General features: G+C 45.6%; 22 protein-coding genes. 21 read left to right on the forward strand and 1 reads right to left on the reverse strand.

Going from position 1 to position 23,359, the window contains the following annotated elements; translation table 11 throughout:
* Nucleotides 1–11: 11 nt before the first annotated feature.
* The 19 genes from iscU to L4D09_RS02815 all read left to right on the forward strand — a co-directional run bounded on the left by iscU (nt 12) and on the right by L4D09_RS02815 (nt 18,206).
* Entirely contained in the window at nt 12–398 is a 387-nt protein-coding gene (gene iscU / locus L4D09_RS02725) for a Fe-S cluster assembly scaffold IscU (RefSeq protein ID WP_428455955.1), read from the forward strand.
* Nucleotides 399–415: 17 nt separating this feature from the next.
* Nucleotides 416–739 (forward strand): iron-sulfur cluster assembly protein IscA, encoded by a 324-nt coding sequence (iscA, locus tag L4D09_RS02730; protein WP_428455956.1) that lies wholly within the window; start codon nt 416–418, stop codon nt 737–739.
* A 71-nt stretch (nt 740–810) separates the two neighbouring features.
* Nucleotides 811–1,326 carry a co-chaperone HscB gene (hscB, locus tag L4D09_RS02735; protein WP_428455957.1) on the forward strand — a complete coding sequence of 172 codons (516 nt, stop codon included), beginning with the start codon at nt 811–813 and terminating at the stop codon, nt 1,324–1,326.
* Nucleotides 1,327–1,368: 42 nt separating this feature from the next.
* A complete protein-coding gene (hscA, locus tag L4D09_RS02740) occupies nt 1,369–3,222 on the forward strand; it encodes a Fe-S protein assembly chaperone HscA (RefSeq protein WP_428455958.1) in 1,854 nt (617 codons plus the stop codon).
* A 2-nt stretch (nt 3,223–3,224) separates the two neighbouring features.
* Nucleotides 3,225–3,563 (forward strand): ISC system 2Fe-2S type ferredoxin, encoded by a 339-nt coding sequence (gene fdx, locus L4D09_RS02745; protein ID WP_428455959.1) that lies wholly within the window; start codon nt 3,225–3,227, stop codon nt 3,561–3,563.
* Nucleotides 3,564–3,715: 152 nt separating this feature from the next.
* Nucleotides 3,716–3,916 (forward strand): Fe-S cluster assembly protein IscX, encoded by a 201-nt coding sequence (iscX, locus tag L4D09_RS02750; RefSeq protein WP_428455960.1) that lies wholly within the window; start codon nt 3,716–3,718, stop codon nt 3,914–3,916.
* A 364-nt stretch (nt 3,917–4,280) separates the two neighbouring features.
* Nucleotides 4,281–5,573 carry an aminopeptidase PepB gene (gene pepB, locus L4D09_RS02755; protein ID WP_428455961.1) on the forward strand — a complete coding sequence of 431 codons (1,293 nt, stop codon included), beginning with the start codon at nt 4,281–4,283 and terminating at the stop codon, nt 5,571–5,573.
* A gap of 65 nt (nt 5,574–5,638) precedes the next feature.
* Nucleotides 5,639–6,916, forward strand: coding sequence for an aminopeptidase PepB (gene pepB, locus L4D09_RS02760; RefSeq protein WP_428455962.1), 1,278 nt, complete (start codon nt 5,639–5,641; stop codon nt 6,914–6,916).
* An 80-nt stretch (nt 6,917–6,996) separates the two neighbouring features.
* Entirely contained in the window at nt 6,997–7,425 is a 429-nt protein-coding gene (gene ndk, locus L4D09_RS02765) for a nucleoside-diphosphate kinase (protein ID WP_428455963.1), read from the forward strand.
* A gap of 266 nt (nt 7,426–7,691) precedes the next feature.
* Entirely contained in the window at nt 7,692–8,813 is a 1,122-nt protein-coding gene (rlmN, locus tag L4D09_RS02770; protein WP_428455964.1) for a dual-specificity RNA methyltransferase RlmN, read from the forward strand.
* A 71-nt stretch (nt 8,814–8,884) separates the two neighbouring features.
* Nucleotides 8,885–9,643 (forward strand): type IV pilus biogenesis/stability protein PilW, encoded by a 759-nt coding sequence (pilW, locus tag L4D09_RS02775; protein WP_428455965.1) that lies wholly within the window; start codon nt 8,885–8,887, stop codon nt 9,641–9,643.
* The gene (rodZ, locus tag L4D09_RS02780) at nt 9,633–10,631 is read left to right on the forward strand and encodes a cytoskeleton protein RodZ (RefSeq protein WP_428455966.1); all 999 of its coding nucleotides are present in this window, start codon (nt 9,633–9,635) and stop codon (nt 10,629–10,631) included. The genes pilW and rodZ overlap by 11 nt, the downstream gene beginning before the upstream one ends.
* A 14-nt stretch (nt 10,632–10,645) precedes the next feature.
* Complete coding sequence (gene ispG, locus L4D09_RS02785; protein WP_428455967.1) at nt 10,646–11,761, forward strand: flavodoxin-dependent (E)-4-hydroxy-3-methylbut-2-enyl-diphosphate synthase; 1,116 nt, start codon at nt 10,646–10,648, stop codon at nt 11,759–11,761.
* 103 nt (nt 11,762–11,864) lie between these two features.
* Nucleotides 11,865–13,133, forward strand: a complete 1,269-nt coding sequence (hisS, locus tag L4D09_RS02790) for a histidine--tRNA ligase (RefSeq protein WP_428455968.1) — start codon at nt 11,865–11,867, stop codon at nt 13,131–13,133.
* Between the two features lie 13 nt (nt 13,134–13,146).
* Entirely contained in the window at nt 13,147–13,758 is a 612-nt protein-coding gene (locus tag L4D09_RS02795) for a YfgM family protein (protein WP_428455969.1), read from the forward strand.
* A gap of 11 nt (nt 13,759–13,769) precedes the next feature.
* Nucleotides 13,770–14,927 carry an outer membrane protein assembly factor BamB gene (gene bamB, locus L4D09_RS02800; protein ID WP_428455970.1) on the forward strand — a complete coding sequence of 386 codons (1,158 nt, stop codon included), beginning with the start codon at nt 13,770–13,772 and terminating at the stop codon, nt 14,925–14,927.
* Nucleotides 14,928–15,104: 177 nt separating this feature from the next.
* The gene (gene der, locus L4D09_RS02805) at nt 15,105–16,595 is read left to right on the forward strand and encodes a ribosome biogenesis GTPase Der (protein WP_428455971.1); all 1,491 of its coding nucleotides are present in this window, start codon (nt 15,105–15,107) and stop codon (nt 16,593–16,595) included.
* A 99-nt stretch (nt 16,596–16,694) separates the two neighbouring features.
* Nucleotides 16,695–17,582: an alanyl-tRNA editing protein gene (locus L4D09_RS02810; RefSeq protein ID WP_428455972.1), complete on the forward strand. Its 888-nt coding sequence runs from the start codon at nt 16,695–16,697 to the stop codon at nt 17,580–17,582.
* A 399-nt stretch (nt 17,583–17,981) separates the two neighbouring features.
* Nucleotides 17,982–18,206 carry a zinc ribbon domain-containing protein gene (locus L4D09_RS02815; RefSeq protein WP_428455973.1) on the forward strand — a complete coding sequence of 75 codons (225 nt, stop codon included), beginning with the start codon at nt 17,982–17,984 and terminating at the stop codon, nt 18,204–18,206.
* Nucleotides 18,207–18,286: 80 nt separating this feature from the next.
* Here the strand turns inward: L4D09_RS02815 and xseA are convergent, their stop codons facing one another.
* Complete coding sequence (gene xseA / locus L4D09_RS02820) at nt 18,287–19,636, reverse strand: exodeoxyribonuclease VII large subunit (RefSeq protein WP_428455974.1); 1,350 nt, start codon at nt 19,634–19,636, stop codon at nt 18,287–18,289.
* A 271-nt stretch (nt 19,637–19,907) separates the two neighbouring features.
* Between xseA and guaB the strand changes: the two genes are divergently transcribed.
* Complete coding sequence (guaB, locus tag L4D09_RS02825) at nt 19,908–21,371, forward strand: IMP dehydrogenase (RefSeq protein WP_428455975.1); 1,464 nt, start codon at nt 19,908–19,910, stop codon at nt 21,369–21,371.
* Nucleotides 21,372–21,485: 114 nt separating this feature from the next.
* Nucleotides 21,486–23,069, forward strand: coding sequence for a glutamine-hydrolyzing GMP synthase (gene guaA, locus L4D09_RS02830; protein WP_428455976.1), 1,584 nt, complete (start codon nt 21,486–21,488; stop codon nt 23,067–23,069).
* Nucleotides 23,070–23,359: the final 290 nt, after the last annotated feature.

Raw genomic sequence — 23,359 nt, forward strand, 5'->3', positions numbered from 1 at the left:
AGGAAACTGTCATGGCATATAGTGAAAAAGTTATCGATCATTATGAGAACCCGCGTAACGTGGGCTCATTTGATAAAGACGATCAAAACGTTGGTAGCGGTATGGTGGGTGCACCAGCCTGCGGCGACGTAATGAAACTTCAAATCAAAGTAACTGAAGATGGCATCATTGAAGATGCTAAATTCAAAACGTACGGTTGTGGTTCTGCTATCGCATCAAGTTCGCTGATCACCGAATGGGTGAAAGGTAAGAGTCTTGATGAAGCAGCATCTATCAAGAACTCAGCAATTGCTGAAGAACTTGAGTTACCGCCGGTAAAAGTTCACTGCTCAATTCTTGCAGAAGATGCAATTAAAGCGGCAGTTAGCGATTACAAGAAGAAACACGAAGAAAACTAATTCCTAAAGGTTGTTGTATGGCCATATCTATTACTGAAGCGGCAGCAAGTCGCGTAGCTGCTTTCCTTGAAAACCGTGGTAAAGGCCTTGGTCTCCGGTTAGGTGTCCGTACTTCAGGGTGTTCTGGTATGGCCTATATCATTGAATTCGTCGATCAGCTTGATGAAGGTGATCAGGTATTCGAAGAAAATGGTGTCAAAATTATTATTGATGCCAAAAGCTTAGTTTACCTTGAAGGCACTGAATTGGATTTTGCCAAAGAAGGCCTGAACGAGGGTTTCAAGTTCAATAACCCTAACGTATCCAGCGAATGTGGTTGTGGTGAAAGCTTCAACGTTTAATCGCTGTGTTTTCTGAACCTGATCACTACGACCTGTAGTCATCAGGTTCAGTCTTTATAGATACAGATGCTATGAATCATTTCGAATTATTTGGGCTACCATTTCAGTTTCAGCTGGACGGTAGCCTTCTTGCAACTCAGTTCCGTGAACTACAGCGCCGTTTTCATCCTGACAATTTTGCCACGGCTTCAGAGCGTGATCGTTTGATGTCAGTGCAAAAAGCTGCGCAAATCAACGATGCCTTCCAAACGCTGAAAAATCCGATTTCTCGCGCTGAATATATGCTGTCTGAAAAAGGGTGCGATATTCGTGGCGAGCAAAAAACGCTTCAGGATCCGGCTTTCTTAATGCAGCAGATGGAGCTTCGAGAAGCCCTTGAAGATATCCCTGATGCAAACGACCCCGAAGCTGCCTTATCTGATTTTGAGCAGCAGGCGAATGCGCTATACAAAACACAGTTAACGGCACTTGAACAACTTCTACTTCAAGAAAGCTGGGAGACTGCGGCTGATGCCGTGCGTAAGCTTAAGTTTATTGTTAAGCTGCGTAATGAAGTTGAGCGACTAGAAGATAGCTTGTTCGACTAACAATTTTTACGATCCCGGTATTAACTTTCCACAGGAATGATAATGGCACTGTTACAGATTGCTGAACCCGGTCAAAGTGCAGCACCGCACCAACATAAGTTAGCGGTGGGTATTGATCTGGGTACCACTAACTCGCTCGTGGCTGCGGTACGCAGCGGCGTCCCTGAAACGCTAAAAAATGAACAAAACAACGGTATTTTGCCGTCGGCAGTTCATTATGGCGAGGCTGGCATTGTTGTTGGTCAAGAAGCTCGAGATATTGCTCAGCAAGACCCGCTGAATACCATTATCTCTGTAAAACGGATGATGGGCCGCTCTCTGGCTGATATTCAGCAGCGTTACCCTCAGATGCCATATCAATTTACGGCGACAGACAATGGTTTGCCACAATTGATCACTCGTTCGGGCGAGGTTAATCCGATCCAGGTTTCTGCTGAAATCCTTAAGGATCTAAGCCAACGCGCTCAAGATACGTTAGGTGGTGAGCTGGAAGGTGTGGTTATTACCGTTCCTGCATATTTTGATGATGCTCAGCGAGCGGGTACTAAAGATGCCGCCAAACTAGCTAACCTCAATGTGTTGCGTTTATTAAACGAGCCAACGGCTGCCGCGATCGCTTACGGTTTAGATTCTGGTCAAGAGGGCGTTATTGCGGTTTACGACTTGGGTGGCGGTACCTTTGATATTTCAATTTTACGCCTATCAAAAGGTGTATTTGAGGTGATGGCAACGGGGGGGGATTCAGCCCTTGGCGGTGACGATTTTGACCACTTATTAGCAGACTGGATTGCCGAGCAAGCTGGTTTTAATGGTGAGCGTACTGCACAGCAACATCGTATTCTACAAGATGCTGCGCAAGCTGCGAAAGAAGCCCTTTCTTCTACTGATGAAACGACAGTCAATGTACTTGATTGGCAAGGTACTGTAACTCGAACTCAGTTTGAGTCATTAATACAGCCATTGGTTAAAAAAACGTTGATGGCATGTCGCCGTGCATTGAAAGATGCCGACGTCACGGCAGAAGATGTGATTGAAACCGTCATGGTGGGTGGCTCAACCCGTGTACCTTTAGTACGCGAAATGGTTGGCAACTATCTTGGTAAAACGCCACTGACTTCAATCGACCCCGATCAGGTGGTTGCGATTGGTGCCGCGATTCAGGCCGATATCTTAGTCGGTAACAAGCCAGATTCTGAAATGCTACTGCTGGATGTGATCCCGTTATCTTTAGGCATCGAGACCATGGGTGGCATGATTGAAAAAATCATTCCGCGTAATACCACGATTCCTGTTGCACGAGCACAAGAGTTTACCACGTTTAAAGATGGCCAAACGGCAATGTCAGTGCATGTAGTACAAGGTGAGCGTGAAATGGTGAGTGATTGCCGTTCGTTAGCTCGCTTTACACTGCGTGGTATTCCCGCCATGGCCGCTGGTGCGGCTCATATCCGTGTAACGTATCAGGTTGATGCGGATGGCCTGCTATCCGTTACTGCAATGGAAAAGAGCAGCGAAGTACAATCCTCTATTCAAGTTAAACCGTCATACGGTTTGACTGATAATGAAATCGCGACAATGATCCGCGATTCAATGACATTCGCCCAGAATGATAAAGACGCCCGCGCCCTTGCAGAGCAACAAGTGGAAGCGGATCGTGTTCTGGAAGGATTAATTACAGCGCTTGCAGCTGACGGTGATACGTTACTGACGAAACAAGAGCGCGACGAGCTGGAAGCCGTCATGATGGAACTGGTTCAATTACGTCAGGGTACAGACCCGCACGCAATTGAAGCTAGTATTAAAAAAACAGATAAAGCTAGTCAAGAATTTGCGTCTCGTCGAATGGATCAGTCTATTCGTCAAGCGCTATCTGGCCAGTCGATTGATGAGGTTTAGGCATGCCTAAAATTGTTGTACTACCCCATGAAGAACTTTGCCCTGAAGGTGCTGTACTGGAAGCGCAAGAAGGTGAAACCATTCTTGACGTGGCATTGCGTAACGGTATTGGCATTGAACATGCCTGTGAAAAATCCTGTGCGTGTACCACATGTCACTGCATTGTGCGTGAAGGTTTTGATTCACTTGAAGAAAGTGACGAGCTGGAAGACGATATGCTGGACAAGGCATGGGGGCTTGAGCCTGAATCCCGTTTAGGTTGCCAGGCAAAAGTGGCTGATGAAGATTTAGTGGTAGAAATTCCCAAGTATACCCTTAACCTTGCATCTGAAAACCACTAGTCAGTAAAATGGCCGGCTTTTACCAAAGGTTGAAGTCGGTCAGCTACGCTACACTAATAGCTATTCTATTCTTTTTTAATTACGACTTAGCGTCATACATCGGTTATAAGAAAAGAATCGAATGGATGTTTCCCTGATTAAAGGAGAGTCGAATGAACTTGAAATGGATTGATTCAAGAGAGCTGGCGATAGAATTGTCTGAGCGGCATCCAGATGTCGACCCAAACACGATTCGCTTTACCGACTTACGCGATTGGATTCTCGACCTTGACGCGTTTGATGATGATCCCAACCACTGCAGTGAACGTGTACTTGAAGCCGTTCAAATGTGTTGGATTGAAGAAGCAGACTAACTATCTTACCGTAAACCCTCCTCGTGATCTGATCTTGCTCTTAATCTTGTTGTAAACAACTTGTTTATTACAGTTAGGCAAGGCACAGTATGGATAATTCTGAAAACAAAGCTAATAACAATATAATTAACTTTGTTTTTACGGTTCTTTCAGGGCTATTTGCCCATAATGTGTGTTATCAGCCGATTGCCCCCTTGTGTTCTTTGATTCTACCCCCATACAAATAGCTATATGTGGTAACGTTATTGTCATTCACTTGTTACCTAAATGCATTGTGATGGTACAGGGTGGTTTTCACGCTGAAGCCAACTCAGTCACCCCATGTCTTCCTTTTGGGTGATTGTCAGATATCAAGGAGTTATTCATGTCCGCCAAAATGAACGTTCTGCTATCCACCGAAACTGCTGATGAAAAGTGGGGTAAAAATGCCCTTATTACGTTTGAAGCAGACGGTGCCGTGATCCACGTTAATGCCGACGATGTACTCGCGTCGATCCAACGTGCAGGACGTAAGCTTGATAATCAAGGTATCAAGCAAGTAGAGCTGGCTGGAGACGGTTGGGAACTGGAAACTATCTGGGCCTTTGTTCAAGGTCACCGTAATAGCAAACCGGGAAATGAGGTAATTTGGCAAGCCCTTGCCGATGCCGAACAAGCAGAATTACAAGCACGTATTACCGCCACCAATTGGGTGCGCGAGATCATTAACCAATCAGCAGAGGTGGTGCGTCCGTCGCAACTCGCGACACGTGCGGCTGAGTTTATAAAGTCATTGGCGCCTGAGCATGTGACATACAAAATCATCAAGGGTAATGATTTACTCGATGAAGGCTGGAATGGTATCCACACTGTTGGCCGAGGCTCTGAGCGTTCGCCGGCAATGCTTCGCTTGGATTACAACCCGACGGGTGATGCGAATGCCCCTGTTCATACTTGCTTAGTCGGTAAAGGTATTACCTTCGATTCAGGCGGCTATAGCATGAAATCTTCAGCTGGCATGACCGCAATGAAAGCGGACATGGGCGGCTCAGCATTGGCAACTGGGGGCTTGGCTCTAGCCATTGCACGTGGAACCAATAAGCGCATTAAGCTGATTTTATGCTGTGCTGAAAATATGATTTCAGGCCGAGCCTTTAAGCTGGGTGATGTGATCACCTACAAGAATGGCAAAACCGTTGAGATCTTAAATACAGATGCTGAAGGTCGCTTAGTGCTTGCAGATGGCTTGATTTACGCCAGCGCACAAAACCCAGAAATAATTATTGATTGTGCGACCTTAACAGGTGCGGCAAAAAATGCGTTAGGCAACGATTATCATGCATTGTTTAGCTTCGATCATGAACTTGCCCAGCAAGCACTGATGGCAGCAAGCGAAGAGTTTGAGGGCTTATGGCCACTACCTTTGGCTGAGCATCACCGTGCGATGATGCCATCCAACTACGCTGATTTGTCGAACGTTTCTATGGGTGATTTCTTACCTGGGGCAAGTACTGCGGCTGCATTCTTGTCTTACTTTGTTGATGATTACCATTCTGGTTGGATGCACATTGATGCAAGCGGTACCTTCCGAAAATCAGCCAATGACAAGTGGTCTGCTGGCGCAACGGGCATGGGTGTACGTACCCTAGCAAACATCCTGTGCGATGATGAAGAATAAATAAATTAGAAAAGTCAGTTGCTGCTATCGGCTTTGTCGCTGGCAGCTTTGAAGGAAGAGATATTATGCTAAGGATTTCATTATCCGCTCAACCATATGAAGGTGTCTGGGGTGACAATGCGTTAGTAGCATTTGAAACCGAAGGCGCTGTGATTCATTACAGTGGTGATTACTCGCTACGCCGCATTCAGCAAGCTGCAAGACAGCTTCAGTCACAAGGTGTGATTGCTGCCAGCCTTGAGGGTGAAGGCTGGAGCTATGAACGTCAATGGGCATTTTACTGTGGTTTTGCCACAACTAAAGCACGTGTTGAGATCAAGTGGGCTTCGATTGATGAAGATGAACTTGAACTGCTAAATGCACGTCGCCGAAGTGCTGATTGGGTGCGCCAAGTTGTGAATGCGACCCCAGAAGACATGTACCCACAACGATTGGCTGACGATGCCATTTCATTTTTAAATAGCATTGCGGCTGAACACATCACTCACGAACTCGTTGTTGGTGATGAGCTAGCTCAAGCAGGTTGGGTCGGCACTTATAATGTCGGGCGGGCAAGCAGCCGTCCACCAGTGATGTTAACGCTTGATTACAACCCAACAGGCGATGAAAACGCCCCTGTTGCAGCATGTCTGGTTGGTAAAGGCATTACTTTTGATTCAGGCGGCTACAGCATCAAGTCGAGCGCGGGCATGGTCACAATGAAGTGTGACATGGGGGGCGCTGCCACGGTTACTGCTGCATTGGGATACGCCATCGAGCAGGGTTTACGCCAACGTGTGAAGTTGATCTTGTGTTGCGCGGAAAACATGATTGCTGGAAATGCTTATAAGCTCGGCGATGTGTTAACGTATAAAAATGGCCAGACAGTTGAAATTGTTAATACCGACGCTGAAGGCCGTTTAGTGTTAGCAGATGGCTTGATTGCTGCTTCGGAAACCAAAGCGCCATTGATCATTGATGCTGCAACGTTAACAGGCGCAGCCATGATGGCTGTTGGTACTGATTACAATGCATTGTTTGGCCTTGATAAGGCGCTATTGCTAAAGGCACAAGAACTGTCAGATCTTGTCAATGAGCCTGCTTGGCCGTTGCCGCTTGAGAAGTGGCATCAATCAAACTGCCCGTCATATTATGCGGATACGGCAAATAGCCGATCGCAAAAGGGTGGCGGTATGGGCGGAGCATCGAATGCTGCGGCATTCCTGTCACGCTTTGTTGATACCGATACTAGCCGCTGGATACATTTTGACTTGGCATCCTGTTTCCGCGATAGCGCAGATAGTCGTTGGTCCGCAGGGGCTACGGGGCTCGGTGTTGCCAATATTGCAGCGTTATTGCTGTAAATTTTAGTCTGAGGGAAGTGGTAGGCATCATTGTTGTGTTCTACCACTGCATAAAACTGATTCAAAAGGGAACTATAATAATGACAGTTGAAAAAACATTCTCAATCGTAAAACCAGACGCGGTTAAGCGTAATTTGATTGGTGCAATCTATCAGCGTATTGAAAATGCGGGTTTTAAAGTGGTTGCTGCGAAAATGATCCGAATGGACGCAGATAAAGCGAAAGGTTTTTATGCCGAGCATGAAGGTAAACCTTTCTTTGATGATTTGGTTGCATTCATGACATCTGGCCCAGTAATGGTTCAAGTGCTAGAAGGCGAAAATGCCGTTGTTCGTTACCGCGAATTAATGGGTAAAACGAACCCAGAAGACGCGGCATGTGGCACTATCCGTGCTGATCATGCCTTAAGCTTGCGCCATAACTCGGTACACGGTGCTGATAGTCCAGAATCTGCAGCTCGTGAGATTGCTTATTTCTTTGCTGATGATGAGCTTTGCCCACGCGATTAAGTGGGGGGAGATACTGGCATACAGATTTCAAACGGGAAGCGATGGCTTCCCGTTTCGCTTTTCTGAGCGCACGACGGCAGTGGGTGAGTGGTTTAACGAGTGGAAAGTCACAGGTAAAGCCTGTACAATTTCGCGCCTTAAAACCAAACTGAAAATCAGGTGTTAATAATAAACCGATTTCAGTGCAAGGTCCTGTCGCGGATCGTAAGTAAACGAGACGTCTAAGGCACAGATACCGTCACGTAATTTTAAAGAGGCAACACCCGATGACAACTGTTAAAACTAATCTACTGGATTTTGATCGCAAAGGCTTGCGTAAATATTTTGCTGAAGAGCTGGGCGAAAAAGCGTTCCGCGCAGATCAGATCATGAAGTGGATGTATCATTTCGGTTGTGATGACTTCGATCAGATGACCAACATCAATAAGAAGTTACGTGAAAAGCTAAAAAGTGTCGCTGAAATTCGTGCGCCATATGTTTCTGAAGCGCAACACTCAACAGATGGCACCATTAAATGGGCTATGCGTGTTGGCGACCAAGATGTCGAAACTGTTTATATTCCTGATGAAGATCGTGCAACGCTATGTGTGTCTTCGCAGGTTGGTTGTGCTCTGGAGTGTAAGTTCTGTTCAACAGCTCAACAAGGATTCAACCGTAATCTACGTGTATCTGAAATTATCGGTCAGGTTTGGCGTGCTGCGAAAGAAATCGGCATTGAAAAAGAGACCGGCCGTCGTCCAATCACCAACGTTGTTATGATGGGGATGGGTGAGCCGCTGCTTAACATGAAAAACTTGATCCCAGCACTGGAAATCATGCTGGATGATCTTGGTTTTGGTCTATCAAAGCGTCGTGTTACGGTTTCAACTTCTGGTGTTGTTTCTGGCCTCGATCAAATGACGGATAATATTGATGTAGCATTGGCGATTTCATTACATGCACCAACGGATGAATTACGCTCAGAAATTATGCCGATCAATGATCGCTGGAACATCAATGACTTCCTTGAGTCGGTTCAGCGCTATATTGCCTCTTCCAATGCGAACCGAGGCCGCGTAACGGTAGAATATGTACTGTTAGACCATGTGAATGATGACATGGAACATGCTCGCCAGTTAGCTAAGCTATTGAAAGATACGCCAGCGAAGATTAATCTTATCCCGTTCAACCCATACCCGGGGTCACCATACAAGAAGCCAAGTAACTCACGGATTGATCGCTTCATGAAAACGTTAATGGAGTATGATTATACCGTGACTATACGTAAGACCCGCGGTGATGATATCGATGCGGCTTGCGGACAATTAGTTGGTGATGTGATTGACCGCACGAAACGTACTCAAGTAAAACAGCAAAACGCTGAACAAATCCCTGTAAAATCAGTCTAACAAATTGGTTTCCCAGCTGATTTTAGAGTGAATCAGCTGGGCATTGATATGGATATTGATGTGGGGTGGAAATGGTGCGATGGACGATGTACCCATTATTGTGTAGTTTAATGGTCGGTTGTGTTACCGTCGATGAAACGGGCAATAAAAAGCAAACTGTTGATAAAGTCGAAGCTGCTGAAGCTCGAATTTCTTTAGGGCTTAGTTACCTTGAGAATGGCCAGTGGCAACGGGCGCGGGATAATTTGGAACTAGCATTAAATTATGCGCCTAAATACTATCGTGCTCAGAATGCGATGGCCTATTATTATCAACGGGTTGATGAGCCAGAAGCAGCCGAAGCTATTTACCGTCAGGCGCTTCGCGATTCACCTAAAAATGGTGATGTACAAAATAACTATGGTGTATTCTTGTGTGGTCAAGCACGTTACGATGAAGCCATTAGTGCTTTTGAAAAGGCCATAAAACAACCTTATTATTACCTGACTTCGGCCAGTTACGAGAATGCGGCATTATGTAGCCTGAAAAAAGGCAGTAAGCCGGAAGCGAAGGTTTATTTTGAAAAAGCCTTGTCTTATGATCCGTATCGACCGAAATCTATGTTGCAGTTGGCGCAGTTAGACATTAATGATAGTAATCTGAAAGATGCGCGCGTCATGCTGTTTAAATTTAATAAGAGGTATGGGTACAAGGCAGACAGCCTTTGGCTTCTGATTCAGCTGGAACAACAAGCTGATCAGCAGAGCCAGGTTGATAAATATGCCAGTCTCCTAAAGGAACAGTTCCCTAACTCAAAGCAATATCAAAAATACCTAGCCAATGAATACTGAACAGAACGAAGAACGATCAACAGAAGACGTTATTCTTCCAGGGGATATGCTGCGTCAGGCTCGTGAACAATTAGGCTATACGCAGGCAGATGTTGCCAGCCGATTGAGGCTTCGTCTCTCGGTAGTGAATGATATCGAGCTAAATAATTTTGAAAAAGCGCAACTTGCCACGTTTACGCGAGGTTATGTGCGTTCTTACGCCAAATTTGTCGGTTTAGATGAAGCAGACGTTTTGGCAAAGCTTGACCATTTTGGTCATGCTCAACCTCAAGAACAAGAAATGCAGAGTTTTTCTCGCCGAACCAAGCGAGAAGCTCATGATAACCGTATCATGCGATTAACTTGGGCTTTAGCAGTATTATTTATAGGTTTAACGGGCGTTTGGTGGTGGCAGAGCCTGCAAATGTCATCAGAAGCTGACTTATCGGCATCGAACAGTCAGCAGACGCAGCCTTTAGATGAATCCCTTGCTACGGGTAACGGTGAAGCAGACGTTGATACGGTAACAGTATTAAATGCCAACCCTTCAGATGAAGCGAGTGTGGTCTCATCACCGTCGGTTGAAGATATGACGCCTATGGTTGCTGAACAAATCGAAGAGCCTCAAGCGAGCTTTGAAGATAGTTTTACTGAAACAGCCTCAAATGATGACATGCTTCAAAACGATGATGTTGATAGCGCCGACAGTTTAGCGGCAGAGCAGCTTACCGGTATCGTCAGTGAAAATGAAGATAGTGCAGTCGTTGTTGAGTCAACCCTCGAACTGAGCTTCAGTGGTGATTGCTGGATTGATATTCGTGATGTGAACGGTAAACGTTTAGACACGGGAATTAAGAAAGCCGGTGATGTATTGAAGCTAGAAGGCGATGAGCCATTTAGGGTTGTGCTGGGTGCGCCTGGTGTTGTTACAATGAGTTATAAAGGGGAGTCGGTTGATTTAAGCGGCTACCCAGCTGGAAAAGTAGCGCGATTGAAACTGCCGCAGTAAATAGAGTGAATGTAATGCATAACGAATCTCCAATTATCCGTCGCCAATCTACCCGTATTTATGTTGGGAATGTGCCTATTGGTGATGGCGCACCTATCGCAGTTCAATCGATGACCAATACCCGCACAACAGATGTTGCTGCGACGGTCGCTCAGATCAAAGCGTTGGAAAATGTTGGTGCAGACCTAGTTCGTGTCTCTGTACCAACAATGGACGCCGCCGAGGCGTTTAAACAAATCAAGCAACAGGTTGATATTCCGCTAATTGCGGATATTCATTTTGATTACCGTATAGCCTTAAAAGTGGCAGAGTACGGGGTTGACTGTTTACGCATTAATCCGGGCAATATTGGTCGTGAAGACCGTATTCGCGCGGTCGTTGATTGTGCTCGCGATAATAATATTCCAATTCGCATTGGGGTAAATGGTGGCTCATTAGAGAAAGAAATTCAGCAGAAGTACGGTGAACCAACACCTGATGCTTTGGTTGAATCGGCAATGCGTCATGTGGATATCCTTGATCGCCTTAACTTTGATCAATTTAAAGTCAGTGTTAAAGCGTCTGATGTTTTCCTTGCCGTCGAGTCGTACCGTAAGCTTGCTCAACAAATTAAACAACCACTTCACCTTGGTATCACCGAGGCCGGTGGTGCGCGTGCAGGTTCAGTAAAGTCGGCTGTTGGCCTAGGTATGCTTCTTGCTGAAGGTATCGGTGATACATTGCGTGTTTCGCTGGCTGCCGATCCTGTTGAAGAAATTAAAGTTGGCTTTGATATTCTGAAATCTCTGCGTATTCGTGCTCGCGGTATTAACTTTATCGCCTGTCCAACCTGTTCACGTCAGGAATTTGACGTGATCAGCACGGTAAACGAGCTGGAGCAGCGTTTAGAAGATATTACTATTCCTATGGATGTGTCTGTGATCGGCTGTGTGGTTAATGGCCCTGGCGAAGCAGAAGTATCACACCTTGGGATTGCTGGTGGTAACCGTAAGAGTGCCTTCTACGAAGATGGAATTCGTCAGAAAGAGCGCTTTGATAACGATAATGTTATCGATCAGCTAGAAACTAAAATCCGTGCGAAAGCATCAATACTCGATATCAACAATCGCATTGATGTGACGGAAAAATAGCAAAATACCGTGGAACTACCCCCTGATTTTCAGGGTGTGGTTCACTATTTTGGCTAGAACTTATATATTCGATTCAACTCCCCATCGGTTAACGAGAACAAACGTGGCGAAACAAATTCAAGCAATTCGAGGCATGAACGACTGCCTACCAACGCAATCTCCTCTTTGGCACAAAGTGGAAGGTACCATTAAGCAAGTAGTGAGTGCATACGGTTACAATGAAATCCGTATGCCAATCGTTGAATCTACGCATTTGTTTAAGCGTGCTATCGGTGAAGTAACTGATGTCGTTGAAAAGGAAATGTACACATTCGATGACCGTAACGGCGATAGTTTAACACTGCGCCCAGAAGGTACTGCGGGTTGTGTACGTGCAGGGATCCAAAATGGTCTGCTGTATAACCAAGAGCAGCGCTTATGGTATACCGGCCCAATGTTTCGTCATGAGCGTCCACAGAAAGGCCGTTACCGCCAGTTCCACCAGTTTGGTGTTGAAGTCTTTGGCCTAAATGGTCCAGATGTTGATGCTGAACTTATCATGATGATGGCGCGTTTTTGGCGTGAGCTGGGTATTAGCAAGCATGTCCGTTTAGAGTTGAACTCAATCGGTTCTTTAGAAGCGCGTGCGAATTATCGTACAGCACTTGTTGCATTCCTTGAGCAGCATTTAGATGTGTTGGATGAAGACTGTAAACGTCGCATGCACACCAACCCACTGCGCGTTCTTGATAGTAAAAATGCAGCAGTACAGGCAATTTTGGTCGATGCACCGAAACTTTCTGAGTACTTAGACGAAGAATCAACTCAACATTTTGCTGGTTTATGTGAACTATTAGACGCTGCGGGCATCGAATATCAAGTAAATGAACGTCTTGTTCGTGGTTTAGATTATTATAACCGCACTGTTTTTGAATGGATCACTGAGAGTCTAGGTGCTCAAGGTACAGTATGTGCCGGTGGCCGTTATGATGGCCTTGTCGAGCAGCTAGGCGGTAAAGCAACACCTGCAGTAGGTTTTGCTATGGGTCTAGAGCGTCTTGTACTGATGATGGAAACCCTAGAGCTAACTGATGTACGCCGTTCGGTTGACGTGTACATGGTAACGGCTGGTGAGGGCACCATGCTGGCAGGTATGCAACTTGCCGAAAAACTTCGTGAAGATGTACCGGGTCTACGTGTGATGAGCCACTTCGGTGGTGGTAATTTCAAGAAACAGTTTAAGCGTGCTGATAATGTTGGCGCTGCAGTTGCATTGGTACTGGGCGAAAATGAAATCGCTGAAAATACCGTAGTAGTTAAGGATCTTCGCGGCGGTGAACAAACCACAATGGCGCAAGACGAAGTGGCAGCTAAGCTGGCCGAATTGATTTAAGAGAGGACAGGAAGTGGACGGCAATATCACAGAAGAACAACAAGTTGAACAGATTAAGGCTTGGTGGAAAGAAAATGGTAAAGCCATTGTTCTCGGTGCTGTGATTGGTCTGGGTGGTTTGACTGGTTGGCGTTATTATCAAGCCGAAGTTCAGTCAGCTAAGGAACAGGCATCAGATGCGTATACGCAGGTAATTAATCGTCTAGAAGCAGGCAGCGACAGCGCTGTTGCTGATGTTCAGGCGTTTATTGCAGCTCATGACAGTAGCCAGTACTCGGTATTGGCTGCGCTTCAGTTGGCGAAAGCACAGGTTACAAATGGTGATCTTGATGCTGCGGCTGAACAGTTAAATTGGGCAATTGGTAATACGAAGGATGACGCTATTCTTCCTGTTGCTCAAACCCGTTTAGCGCGTATTTACGCAGAACAGCAGTCGTTTGACCAAGCACTTGCTGAGCTAGATAAAGTAACAGGCGAAAGCTGGAAGGCGAAAGTTGCTGAATTGCGTGGTGATGTTCTATTGCAAAAAGGCGATAGTGTTGCTGCACGTGAAGCTTATGTTGCTGCGCAACAACTTGGCGCTTCACCAGCACTTCAAATTAAGCTTGATGATCTAGCACAGTAAGGTTGAAGTGTATGCAGAAGGTGTTAAAGCAAGCTATCTCTGTTGCTCTTGCCGTAGGGATCCTTGCGGGATGTGCTGGGGAAGAAGATACGATCCAGATGGCACCATTGCCCGTTGTCGAAAGTAGTTTTTCTCCGATACAAAGCTGGAGTCAGAGTGTGGGTGATGGCGTTGGCCATTACTTCTCTAAACTATCTCCAGCACTTGGCTATGGCAAACTATTCGTTGCAGATCGCAACGGTATAGTGCAAGCACTTGATCCGGAAAATGGTCAACTAATTTGGGAAGTTGACCTTGAAGGTGACATCAGCGCAAGGTTGGCTGGTGGTATTGCTCTGTCTTATGGCAAGGTCTTTATCGGCAGCGAAAACGCTGAGGTTATCGCGCTTGATGAAGCGACGGGTGAAGAGCTTTGGCGTTCGACCGTTGAAGGTGAAGTACTTTCAAAACCATTGATCGATGAAGGCTTAGTCGTTGTTAATACTAGCCGTGGTATCTTACAGGCACTTGATGCGGATACCGGTGAAAACAAGTGGCAACTTGGTAGTGAAGTACCAACGTTAACACTTCGTGGTGACAGCGCGCCAGTTGCTATTTCAGGTGGTGTTTTCTGGGGACAAGCTAACGGTCGCCTTGCTGGAGCATTAATGGCTAATGGCCAAATGTTATGGCAGCAGCCGATTGGTTCTCCAAGAGGATCTACGGAAATTGATCGCCTTGTCGATGTGGACGCGACACCTATTATTGATGGCGAACGACTTTATGTTGTGGGTTACAATGGTAACTTAGTGTCGATTGACCTGCGTAGTGGCCAGGCGGCATGGAAACGTGCTTATTCTTCTGCAACAGATTTCGTGATTGATGGTAATCAACTATATTTAATCACAGATCAAGACCATATTGTGGCAGTTGATACTCGCAGTGGAACGGAGCTTTGGGCTAACAATGATTTGGAATACCGCTTATTAAGCGCTCCGACTATTGTTGGCGGCTATGTTGTCGTGGGTGATAGTGAAGGGTTCCTACATTGGCTAGACCCATACACTGGTGATTTTGTCGCTCAACAAGAAACAGACGGCAGTGGTATTGCTGTACCACCGCTGCGTATGAGTGATGGATATTTAGTTATCACTCGGGATGGCCGCATTAACAAAATGCAAATGCCGTAAATAGTCGGTATAATACGCGCCATCGAATTTGTCGGCTCCTGCTGTAAATACAGTCAGGAGCCGTTATTGTTATATCCATTCGCGATATTATTGTCGGATGAAGGTCACAATTTTGTGGCTGGAGATAAGAATGAATGGACATTATGTCATTAAGACAATGAAAAGTAAGAGGTAGTTATGATTCCTGTTGTTGCCCTAGTCGGGCGCCCAAATGTGGGTAAATCGACGTTATTCAACCGTCTTACCCGTACAAGGGATGCGCTGGTAGCTGATTTTCCTGGCCTAACAAGGGATCGTAAATACGGTAAAGCAGAGCTCGAAGAGCACGAATTTATTGTTATCGATACGGGCGGTATTGACGGCACCGAAGAAGGTGTTGAAACGAAAATGGCTGAGCAGTCGCTGGCAGCCATTGAAGAGGCAGATGTAGTTTTATTTTTGGTTGATGGTCGCGCTGGCCTAACACCATCTGATGAAGCGATTGCAAAGCACTTGCGTAGCCGTGAGAAGCCAACATTCTTGGTTGTTAACAAGATTGATGGCATCGATGCAGATAGCGCTTGTGCAGATTTCTGGCAATTGGGCGTGGATGCCATGTACCAAATTGCTGCTGCGCAGAACCGTGGTGTTACTGCACTGATGGAACGTGCGCTTGCACCTTTCTCTGATAGCTTGAATGCGGCAGAAGAGGGTGAAGAGCCAAGTATCGAAGATTTAACATCAGTTGAAGATATCGAGAAAGCAAACCTGTCTGAAGAAGATGCAGAAGCGGCATACAAGCGCCTGCAAGAGCAACCGATCAAGTTAGCGATTATTGGTCGTCCAAATGTGGGCAAGTCGACCCTGACTAACCGTATTCTGGGCGAAGAGCGTGTTGTTGTTTACGATATGCCTGGCACGACACGTGACTCTATTTATATTCCAATGGAGCGTGATGGTCAGGATTATGTGCTGATTGATACAGCAGGTATCCGTCGCCGTAAAAACATGCACCAAGCTGTTGAGAAGTTCTCAGTTATCCAAACCTTGAAAGCGGTTGAAGATGCAAACGTCGTATTACTTATTATTGATGCGCGTGAGAACATTTCAGACCAAGACTTGAGCTTATTAGGCTTTGCCCTAAACGCTGGTCGTTCACTGGTTATTGCGGTGAATAAGTGGGACGGTTTAGACAACGAAGTGAAAGATCGCGTGAAATCAGAACTTGATCGCCGTCTTGGTTTTGTTGACTTTGCTCGTATTCACTTCATCTCGGCTTTACATGGTACAGGTGTTGGTCACTTGTATGAGTCAGTACAAGAAGCTTACCAGTCAGCGACGAAGCGTATTAGTACGTCGCTACTGACGCGTATCATGCAAATGGCGCAAGACGATCACCAGCCACCAATGATCCGTGGCCGCCGTGTGAAGCTAAAATATGCCCACGCAGGTGGTTACAACCCACCAATTATCGTTGTTCACGGTAATCAGGTGAAAGAATTGCCAGGTTCATACAAGCGCTATTTGATGAACTATTACCGTAAGTCTCTGGAAATGATGGGTACACCAATTCGTATTCAGTTCCAGAATAGCGAGAACCCGTTTGAAGGTAAAACGCAGAAACTGACGATTTCTCAAGAACGTCAACGCAAGCGTCTAACCAGTGCACTGAAGAACCGCGGTAAGTAATTTATCGTGACAACAGTCCTATTAAAAACCCAGCATTATGCTGGGTTTTTTTGTTTATAATCCCCTTTAAATATTTTTGGGATGTACTAAAGGAATTCCATGTCAGCAATAACCCCGACAGAAGTTGTTTTTACCGAGCGCCAATTCTCAGCTCAAGCTGTGGTACAAATGATTGTGCCATCACCGCAAGGTGGTTGCTGGCTCGTAACTGATATAACCCCGTTCCACCCTGTGAGTCATATTTGGCCAGATCATCCTGCTGACCGTGGTTCGGTGACAATTGCTGGCGCAGATTATTCCGTTGCAACGTGCTCTCATGGCGCGGTCGAATTGGCTAGCCATCAACTTTATGTTGGCGCAGATATCCCAGTTAAGCGTAATGAGGCAGGGTGGGTATTTGTTGTCGCTCACTACATTGAGCAAACATTAGACATTACCTTGATAGGTAGCCCTGTCGTGCTCGATGTCGATCAAGCCTATCAGCTGGCTTTGAGTCGTGGCCACAGTGCCGGTCACCTGTCATCACTGGCCTTGAATAAGGTGCTACACCACGATTACTGGCGTAAAGACGCATCCCGAAAAGATGAACTCGGCCATTACGACTTCCATAGTTATGCCCAAACAGAGAGTCGAGTAACGGAAGATTGCAGCACTGATACTTACCGCTTAGGTAAAACCTTACGTAAGCGAGGATTAAATTCTGCCGATATGCTTGCGGCGTTGCCTCAAATAGCTGACTTAATCAATGGGCACCTGACACGTTGGTGTCAGGCGAAATATCCAGTGGTTATGCGCCGTGATGGCGTCGCCCTAACAGACTCCCGCTATTGGCAATGTGATCTTGCTGAAGAAGGCTTGGTTGAAATCCCATGTGGTGGCACACATGTGCAATCGTTAGCTGAATACGCTTCAATTCAGGTTGAGTTTGTGGTGATAAATGAGCAAGAAATAAAAATGGTCACACGAACTGCAGTATGTAAGCCATAATGGTTGGATCGGTGTTTTTCTAATATAGATTACGCTTGATCTATCGGTATAATCATACCGATCGCAGGTTAAAATATCGTTTAAAATCCATATGCAGAACATGTAACTTATGCTTTCGGGAAGTGTATTGATAAATATTCTTTTGGAACCAGATCGCTGATCACTTTGGCTTTTGAATTAGATCAAGCTTTTGGCGAACGATCAACGTGGTAGGGGCATATTACAAAATGCTGAGTAAGCCATTGGTTCATTGCCGTTATTACTGTGATAGTAATATATTTGATTTGGCAGGAATTAGAGTCGATCAGAGATGAAAGATCCTGAGTTGGATCAAAAGGCTATGGCTTAAAATTGTTATAAGATTACTGTCAGAAAGACGCATTGATGAAGGAATATAAAGTGAGCCAGAATACCTGCCCAGAATGTCACAGTGAATTAGCCTGGAAGGATGGTCAATACTATTGCGACTATTGCCAGACCGTCGTAAAGAAAAAAGCATTTTGCCCTGATTGTGCAGCTGAAATGGAAAAGCTTCAGGCATGTGGTTCTGCCAGCTACTTTTGTAATAGTTGCAACGAGTTGAAGTCAAAATCTCGCGTTAAAATTGTATTTGAAAAGTATTAACGCGTAATGCATCAAAAAAAACGCCGCTATCATAGCGGCGTTTTTCTTTTCAGCTTATCGGCTCAGATTTGCTCTGTCGTTTATTCAGATACAATTGACTGAATTTCATCATTGGCCAGTTTTGTGATTAGGGTATCGCCTGGTTTTACTTGGTTGGCATGGCGTACCACTTTTCCTTTTGCATCACGTGTAATGGAGTAACCGCGTCCCAAAGTGGCTAATGGGCTGACGGTTTCCAACTTTTCGGCTGCCATCGCCAGTTTATGCCTCACGTTAAGTAGGCGGCGATCCATGGCATCGAGTAGGCGACGCTCGGTTTGCTCAACACGAGATTGCTGCACTTTGATTGTTTGTGCTGGCGAGTGTAAAGACAGCTTGTAATTATTTCGCTCAATGTGCTGGTGGTGAGTTGTGATTAATCGAGCCATTGTATTTTCTAAGCGACTTGATAGTTCATCTAATTGCTGTTGTTGCTGATTTAATCTTACCTGCGGGTGTTGGCGATCAAGGCGATGTTGTAACCCCACCGTTTGCGATTGCCTTGTCGCTAGATAATGGCGCATAACATGCTGCAGTTGTTGCGTTTTCTGCTTAATAGATTGAGTTTGCTGAGTCATGTCACGGCTTATCAATTCAGCCGCTGCCGATGGAGTGGCTGCACGAACATCAGCAACAAAATCTGCAATAGTGACGTCAACTTCATGGCCTACAGCGCTCACTATGGGTATATGGCTCGCCGCGATAGTGCGAGCAACAATCTCTTCATTGAAAGCCCATAGATCTTCCAATGAACCGCCGCCGCGACCAACAATCAGTACATCACACTCCTCACGGGCGTTGGCACGGCCAATGGCTTGTGCGATGGAAATTGCAGATCCTTCCCCTTGCACCATCGTTGGGTAGATTACTACGGGCAGGCTTGGATCACGGCGCTGCAGAACATTTAAAATATCATGCAGGGCAGCCCCGGTTTTCGAGGTAACAATACCGACGCGCTTAGGTTGTTGGGGTAATGGCTTTTTGACCGATTGAGCAAACAGACCTTCAGCCGCGAGTGACATTTTAAGGTGTTCAAATTGCTGTTGAAGACGGCCATCACCTTCTGGCTGCATACTTTCGATGATCAGCTGGTAATCACCGCGAGGCTCATAAAGCGATAATCGAGCTTTTACCAGCACTTGAGTACCGTTGGCTGGTTTAAAGGTAACCCGACGGTTGTTGCCCTTAAACATGGCACATTTAACTTGTGCTCGGGAATCTTTAAGCGTGAAGTACCAATGACCTGACACAGGCATTGAAAGGTTTGAAAGTTCACCAATTAACCACACAACCCCCATTTCATTTTCAAGAATTAAACGTACTTGAGCATTAAGACTAGAAACAGTGTAGATACGATCGTTGGTTTGGGTCTGTTGAGCGAATAGAGTCACGAGGCGAGACACCTGTTATCGAAAGGCCAAGAAGTGAGCGGAGGCAAAAAGCAGACGTACGTTGCCAAAGCCTAGGCAGATCGCTGGACAGATCTTGGTCGTAAAATGCCGACCGCAGCACCGGAAACTTAACCGACATATACTACACACGAAGTAAAAATAGTCAATAAATAAAATTAAAAAATAACTGGCCAATCGTTTGCATCGTGCGTATACTTTGTTCGCAATATTTTATCCTTCTTTAAACCTCTACTTGGTGTGAGATATTGCAATGTTACGAATCAAACAAGAAGCTTTGACTTTCGATGATGTACTACTGGTTCCAGCCCACTCAACTGTGTTGCCTAACACTGCCGATCTGCGCACCCGCCTGACGAAAGATATTACGCTAAACATTCCTATGGTTTCAGCGTCAATGGATACAGTGACAGAAGGTCGCTTGGCTATCGCCCTTGCTCAAGAAGGCGGTATCGGTTTCATTCACAAAAATATGTCTATTGAGCAGCAAGCCAATGAAGTACGTATGGTGAAAAAGTTTGAAGCCGGTGTTGTATCTGAGCCTGTAACGGTTAAGCCATATAACACAATTGAAGATGTGAAGCGCCTGACACTTGAAAATGGTTTTGCTGGCTATCCTGTCGTTTCAGACAACCATGAACTCGTCGGTATCATTACTGGCCGCGATGTTCGTTTCGTTACTGATCTTTCTATGAAAGTAGAAGAGGTGATGACCTCAAAAGACAAGCTCGCTGCAGCTAAAGAAGGCGCATCACGCGAAGACGTTGAAGCTATCATGCAACAGTACCGTGTTGAAAAAGTACTGTTAGTTAATGATGACTTCCAACTGAAAGGCATGATCACCGCGAAAGATTTCCAAAAAGCAGAGCGTAAACCTAACGCATGTAAAGATGACCGTGGTCGTTTACGCGTTGGTGCAGCTGTTGGTGCTGGTGCTGGTAACGAAGAGCGCGTGAAAGCATTGGTTGAAGCGGGCGTTGATGTTCTGCTTATCGATTCATCTCACGGTCACTCTGAAGGCGTTCTTCAACGTATCCGTGAAACACGTGAAGCCTTTCCTGAGTTGCCAATTGTTGGTGGTAACGTTGCTACAGCTGAAGGTGCTCGTGCACTTATCGATGCGGGTGTTAGCACGGTTAAAGTTGGTATTGGCCCTGGTTCTATCTGTACGACCCGCATTGTTACTGGTGTTGGTGTTCCTCAGGTGACAGCTATTGCAGAAGCGGTATCGGTTGCTGATCAACATGGCATTCCAGTTATTGCCGACGGTGGTATTCGTTACTCTGGTGATATGTGTAAAGCTATTGCTGCTGGTGCATCTTGTGTGATGGTTGGCTCTATGTTTGCCGGTACGGAAGAAGCACCGGGTGAAGTTGAGCTGTACCAAGGCCGTTCTTATAAATCATACCGTGGTATGGGCTCGCTAGGTGCGATGTCTAAAGGTTCTTCAGACCGTTATTTCCAGACTGATAATGCCGCTGACAAATTGGTACCTGAAGGTATCGAAGGTCGTGTTGCATACAAAGGCCTAATGAAAGAAATTGTTCATCAGCAGATGGGTGGTTTACGTTCAAGTATGGGCCTAACAGGTTCTCCAACGATTGAAGCGCTTCGTACAAAAGCGGAGTTTGTACGTATTTCAGGCGCTGGTATGAAAGAGTCACACGTCCATGATGTGACCATTACAAAAGAAGCACCAAACTACCGTATGGGCTAATTTTAATCAGGTGTAGATACGCCTGACGAAAACGTTTGCCTAAATGGAAAACTTGTATAAAATCGGGGGCGTTTTTAAGCCCCCAAATTTCAATTATTTTGAGACTGCTCGATAATGACCACTACCGCAAATATCCATGAACAACGTATCCTTATTCTGGACTTTGGTTCTCAGTACACTCAGCTTATTGCACGCCGTATTCGTGAAATTGGTGTTTATTGTGAGCTATGGAGCTGGGACGTTGATGAAGCCGATATCCGTGACTTCAATCCAAACGGCATCATTCTTTCAGGTGGTCCGGAAAGTGTAACTGAAGCTGGTTCGCCTCGTGCACCGCAGTATGTATTTGAAGCTGGTGTTCCTGTTTTTGGCGTATGTTACGGCATGCAAACAATGGCAGAGCAGTTAGGCGGTAAAGTTGCAGGCTCTACGGAGCGTGAATTCGGCTACGCACAAGTTAAAGTTGTTGAGCCAACAGCTTTCTTTAAAAATATTGAAGATGCAATTGCTGAAGACGGAACAGCAATGCTTGATGTTTGGATGAGCCACGGCGACAAAGTGGTTGAAATTCCATCTGACTTCGTGAAAATTGCTGAAACAGAGACATGTCCGTTTGCTGCAATGGCAAACGAAGAGAAAAACTTCTACGGTGTTCAGTTCCACCCAGAAGTAACGCACACTCGCCAGGGTATGCGTATCATCGAAAACTTCGTATTGAATATTTGTGGTTGTGAAAAACTATGGACTTCTGCGAACATCATTGAAGACGCTGTCGCTAACATTAAAAAGCAAGTGGGTGACGATGAAGTTATCCTTGGCTTATCTGGCGGTGTTGATTCATCTGTTGTGGCGATGCTGCTTCACCGTGCTATCGGCGACAAACTAACATGTGTCTTCGTTGATAACGGCTTGCTTCGTTTAAACGAAGGTGAGCAAGTAATGGAGATGTTCGGTGAGCATTTTGGCTTGAACATTGTCCATGTTAAAGCTGAAGATCGTTTCTTAAGCGCATTGGCTGGTGAGAACGATCCAGAAGCGAAGCGCAAGATTATCGGTCATGTCTTCATTGATGTTTTTGATGAAGAGTCGAAGAAGCTGAAAAATGCTAAATGGTTGGCGCAAGGTACTATCTACCCTGATGTAATCGAATCTGCAGCATCTAAAAATGGTAAAGCGCACGTGATTAAATCTCACCATAACGTTGGCGGCCTGCCAGACGATATGGAAATGGGATTAGTTGAGCCTCTACGTGAATTATTTAAAGATGAAGTGCGTAAGGTTGGTCTAGAGCTAGGTCTTCCGTACAACATGCTTTATCGCCACCCGTTCCCTGGACCTGGTCTAGGTGTGCGTGTACTAGGTGAAGTGAAGAAAGAATACTGTGACCTACTACGTCGTGCAGATGCTATTTTCATTGAAGAGCTACACAGTGCAGATCTTTACAACAAAGTCTCTCAAGCATTTACGGTATTCCTACCTGTACGCTCAGTTGGCGTGATGGGCGATGGCCGTAAATACGATTGGGTTGTATCACTGCGTGCTGTTGAAACTATTGATTTCATGACGGCGCACTGGGCACACCTTCCATACGATTTCTTGGGTAAGGTTTCTAACCGTATCATTAACGAGGTTGATGGTATCTCCCGTGTTGTTTACGATATTTCTGGTAAGCCACCAGCAACTATCGAATGGGAATAATACGGCTTAATTATTAATGATTAGGTCAGCGTGACTGTAGCACGTATTTTTTGAGAAGCACCTTAGGGTGCTTCTTTTGTTTTTGGCTAAACTGTAGTGACGAATAATTACTTGCATGTTTGAGCAGTAAGTACCTTCGTAATCGTTTTTTTGGGTATTACAGGGATACTCTTTACAAAAATGAAAGCGTTGTTGCGCTTTGTTCTCGGGGTTGTAGCGTGCTTGTTAGTGTAATGTGTTGCATTAATATTTCATTACAAAATGTGGTCGTGATTATTTGTGAAAGGTTG

The sequence above is a fragment of the Photobacterium makurazakiensis genome (assembly GCF_050336715.1).
Lineage (GTDB): Bacteria > Pseudomonadota > Gammaproteobacteria > Enterobacterales > Vibrionaceae > Photobacterium > Photobacterium makurazakiensis.

Excerpts from the sequence above, each read along its gene's own strand:
- iscU (WP_428455955.1), top strand. The coding sequence starts at position 12 with ATGGCATATAGTGAAAAAGTTATCGATCATTATGAGAACCCGCGTAAC.
- fdx (WP_428455959.1), top strand. The coding sequence starts at position 3,225 with ATGCCTAAAATTGTTGTACTACCCCATGAAGAACTTTGCCCTGAAGGT.
- der (WP_428455971.1), top strand. The coding sequence starts at position 15,105 with ATGATTCCTGTTGTTGCCCTAGTCGGGCGCCCAAATGTGGGTAAATCG.
- guaA (WP_428455976.1), top strand. The coding sequence starts at position 21,486 with ATGACCACTACCGCAAATATCCATGAACAACGTATCCTTATTCTGGAC.
- L4D09_RS02810 (WP_428455972.1), top strand. The coding sequence starts at position 16,695 with ATGTCAGCAATAACCCCGACAGAAGTTGTTTTTACCGAGCGCCAATTC.
- bamB (WP_428455970.1), top strand. The coding sequence starts at position 13,770 with ATGCAGAAGGTGTTAAAGCAAGCTATCTCTGTTGCTCTTGCCGTAGGG.
- iscX (WP_428455960.1), top strand. The coding sequence starts at position 3,716 with ATGAACTTGAAATGGATTGATTCAAGAGAGCTGGCGATAGAATTGTCT.
- hscA (WP_428455958.1), top strand. The coding sequence starts at position 1,369 with ATGGCACTGTTACAGATTGCTGAACCCGGTCAAAGTGCAGCACCGCAC.
- pepB (WP_428455961.1), top strand. The coding sequence starts at position 4,281 with ATGTCCGCCAAAATGAACGTTCTGCTATCCACCGAAACTGCTGATGAA.
- pilW (WP_428455965.1), top strand. The coding sequence starts at position 8,885 with ATGGTGCGATGGACGATGTACCCATTATTGTGTAGTTTAATGGTCGGT.
- pepB (WP_428455962.1), top strand. The coding sequence starts at position 5,639 with ATGCTAAGGATTTCATTATCCGCTCAACCATATGAAGGTGTCTGGGGT.
- guaB (WP_428455975.1), top strand. The coding sequence starts at position 19,908 with ATGTTACGAATCAAACAAGAAGCTTTGACTTTCGATGATGTACTACTG.
- rlmN (WP_428455964.1), top strand. The coding sequence starts at position 7,692 with ATGACAACTGTTAAAACTAATCTACTGGATTTTGATCGCAAAGGCTTG.
- iscA (WP_428455956.1), top strand. The coding sequence starts at position 416 with ATGGCCATATCTATTACTGAAGCGGCAGCAAGTCGCGTAGCTGCTTTC.
- rodZ (WP_428455966.1), top strand. The coding sequence starts at position 9,633 with ATGAATACTGAACAGAACGAAGAACGATCAACAGAAGACGTTATTCTT.
- ndk (WP_428455963.1), top strand. The coding sequence starts at position 6,997 with ATGACAGTTGAAAAAACATTCTCAATCGTAAAACCAGACGCGGTTAAG.
- ispG (WP_428455967.1), top strand. The coding sequence starts at position 10,646 with ATGCATAACGAATCTCCAATTATCCGTCGCCAATCTACCCGTATTTAT.
- hscB (WP_428455957.1), top strand. The coding sequence starts at position 811 with ATGAATCATTTCGAATTATTTGGGCTACCATTTCAGTTTCAGCTGGAC.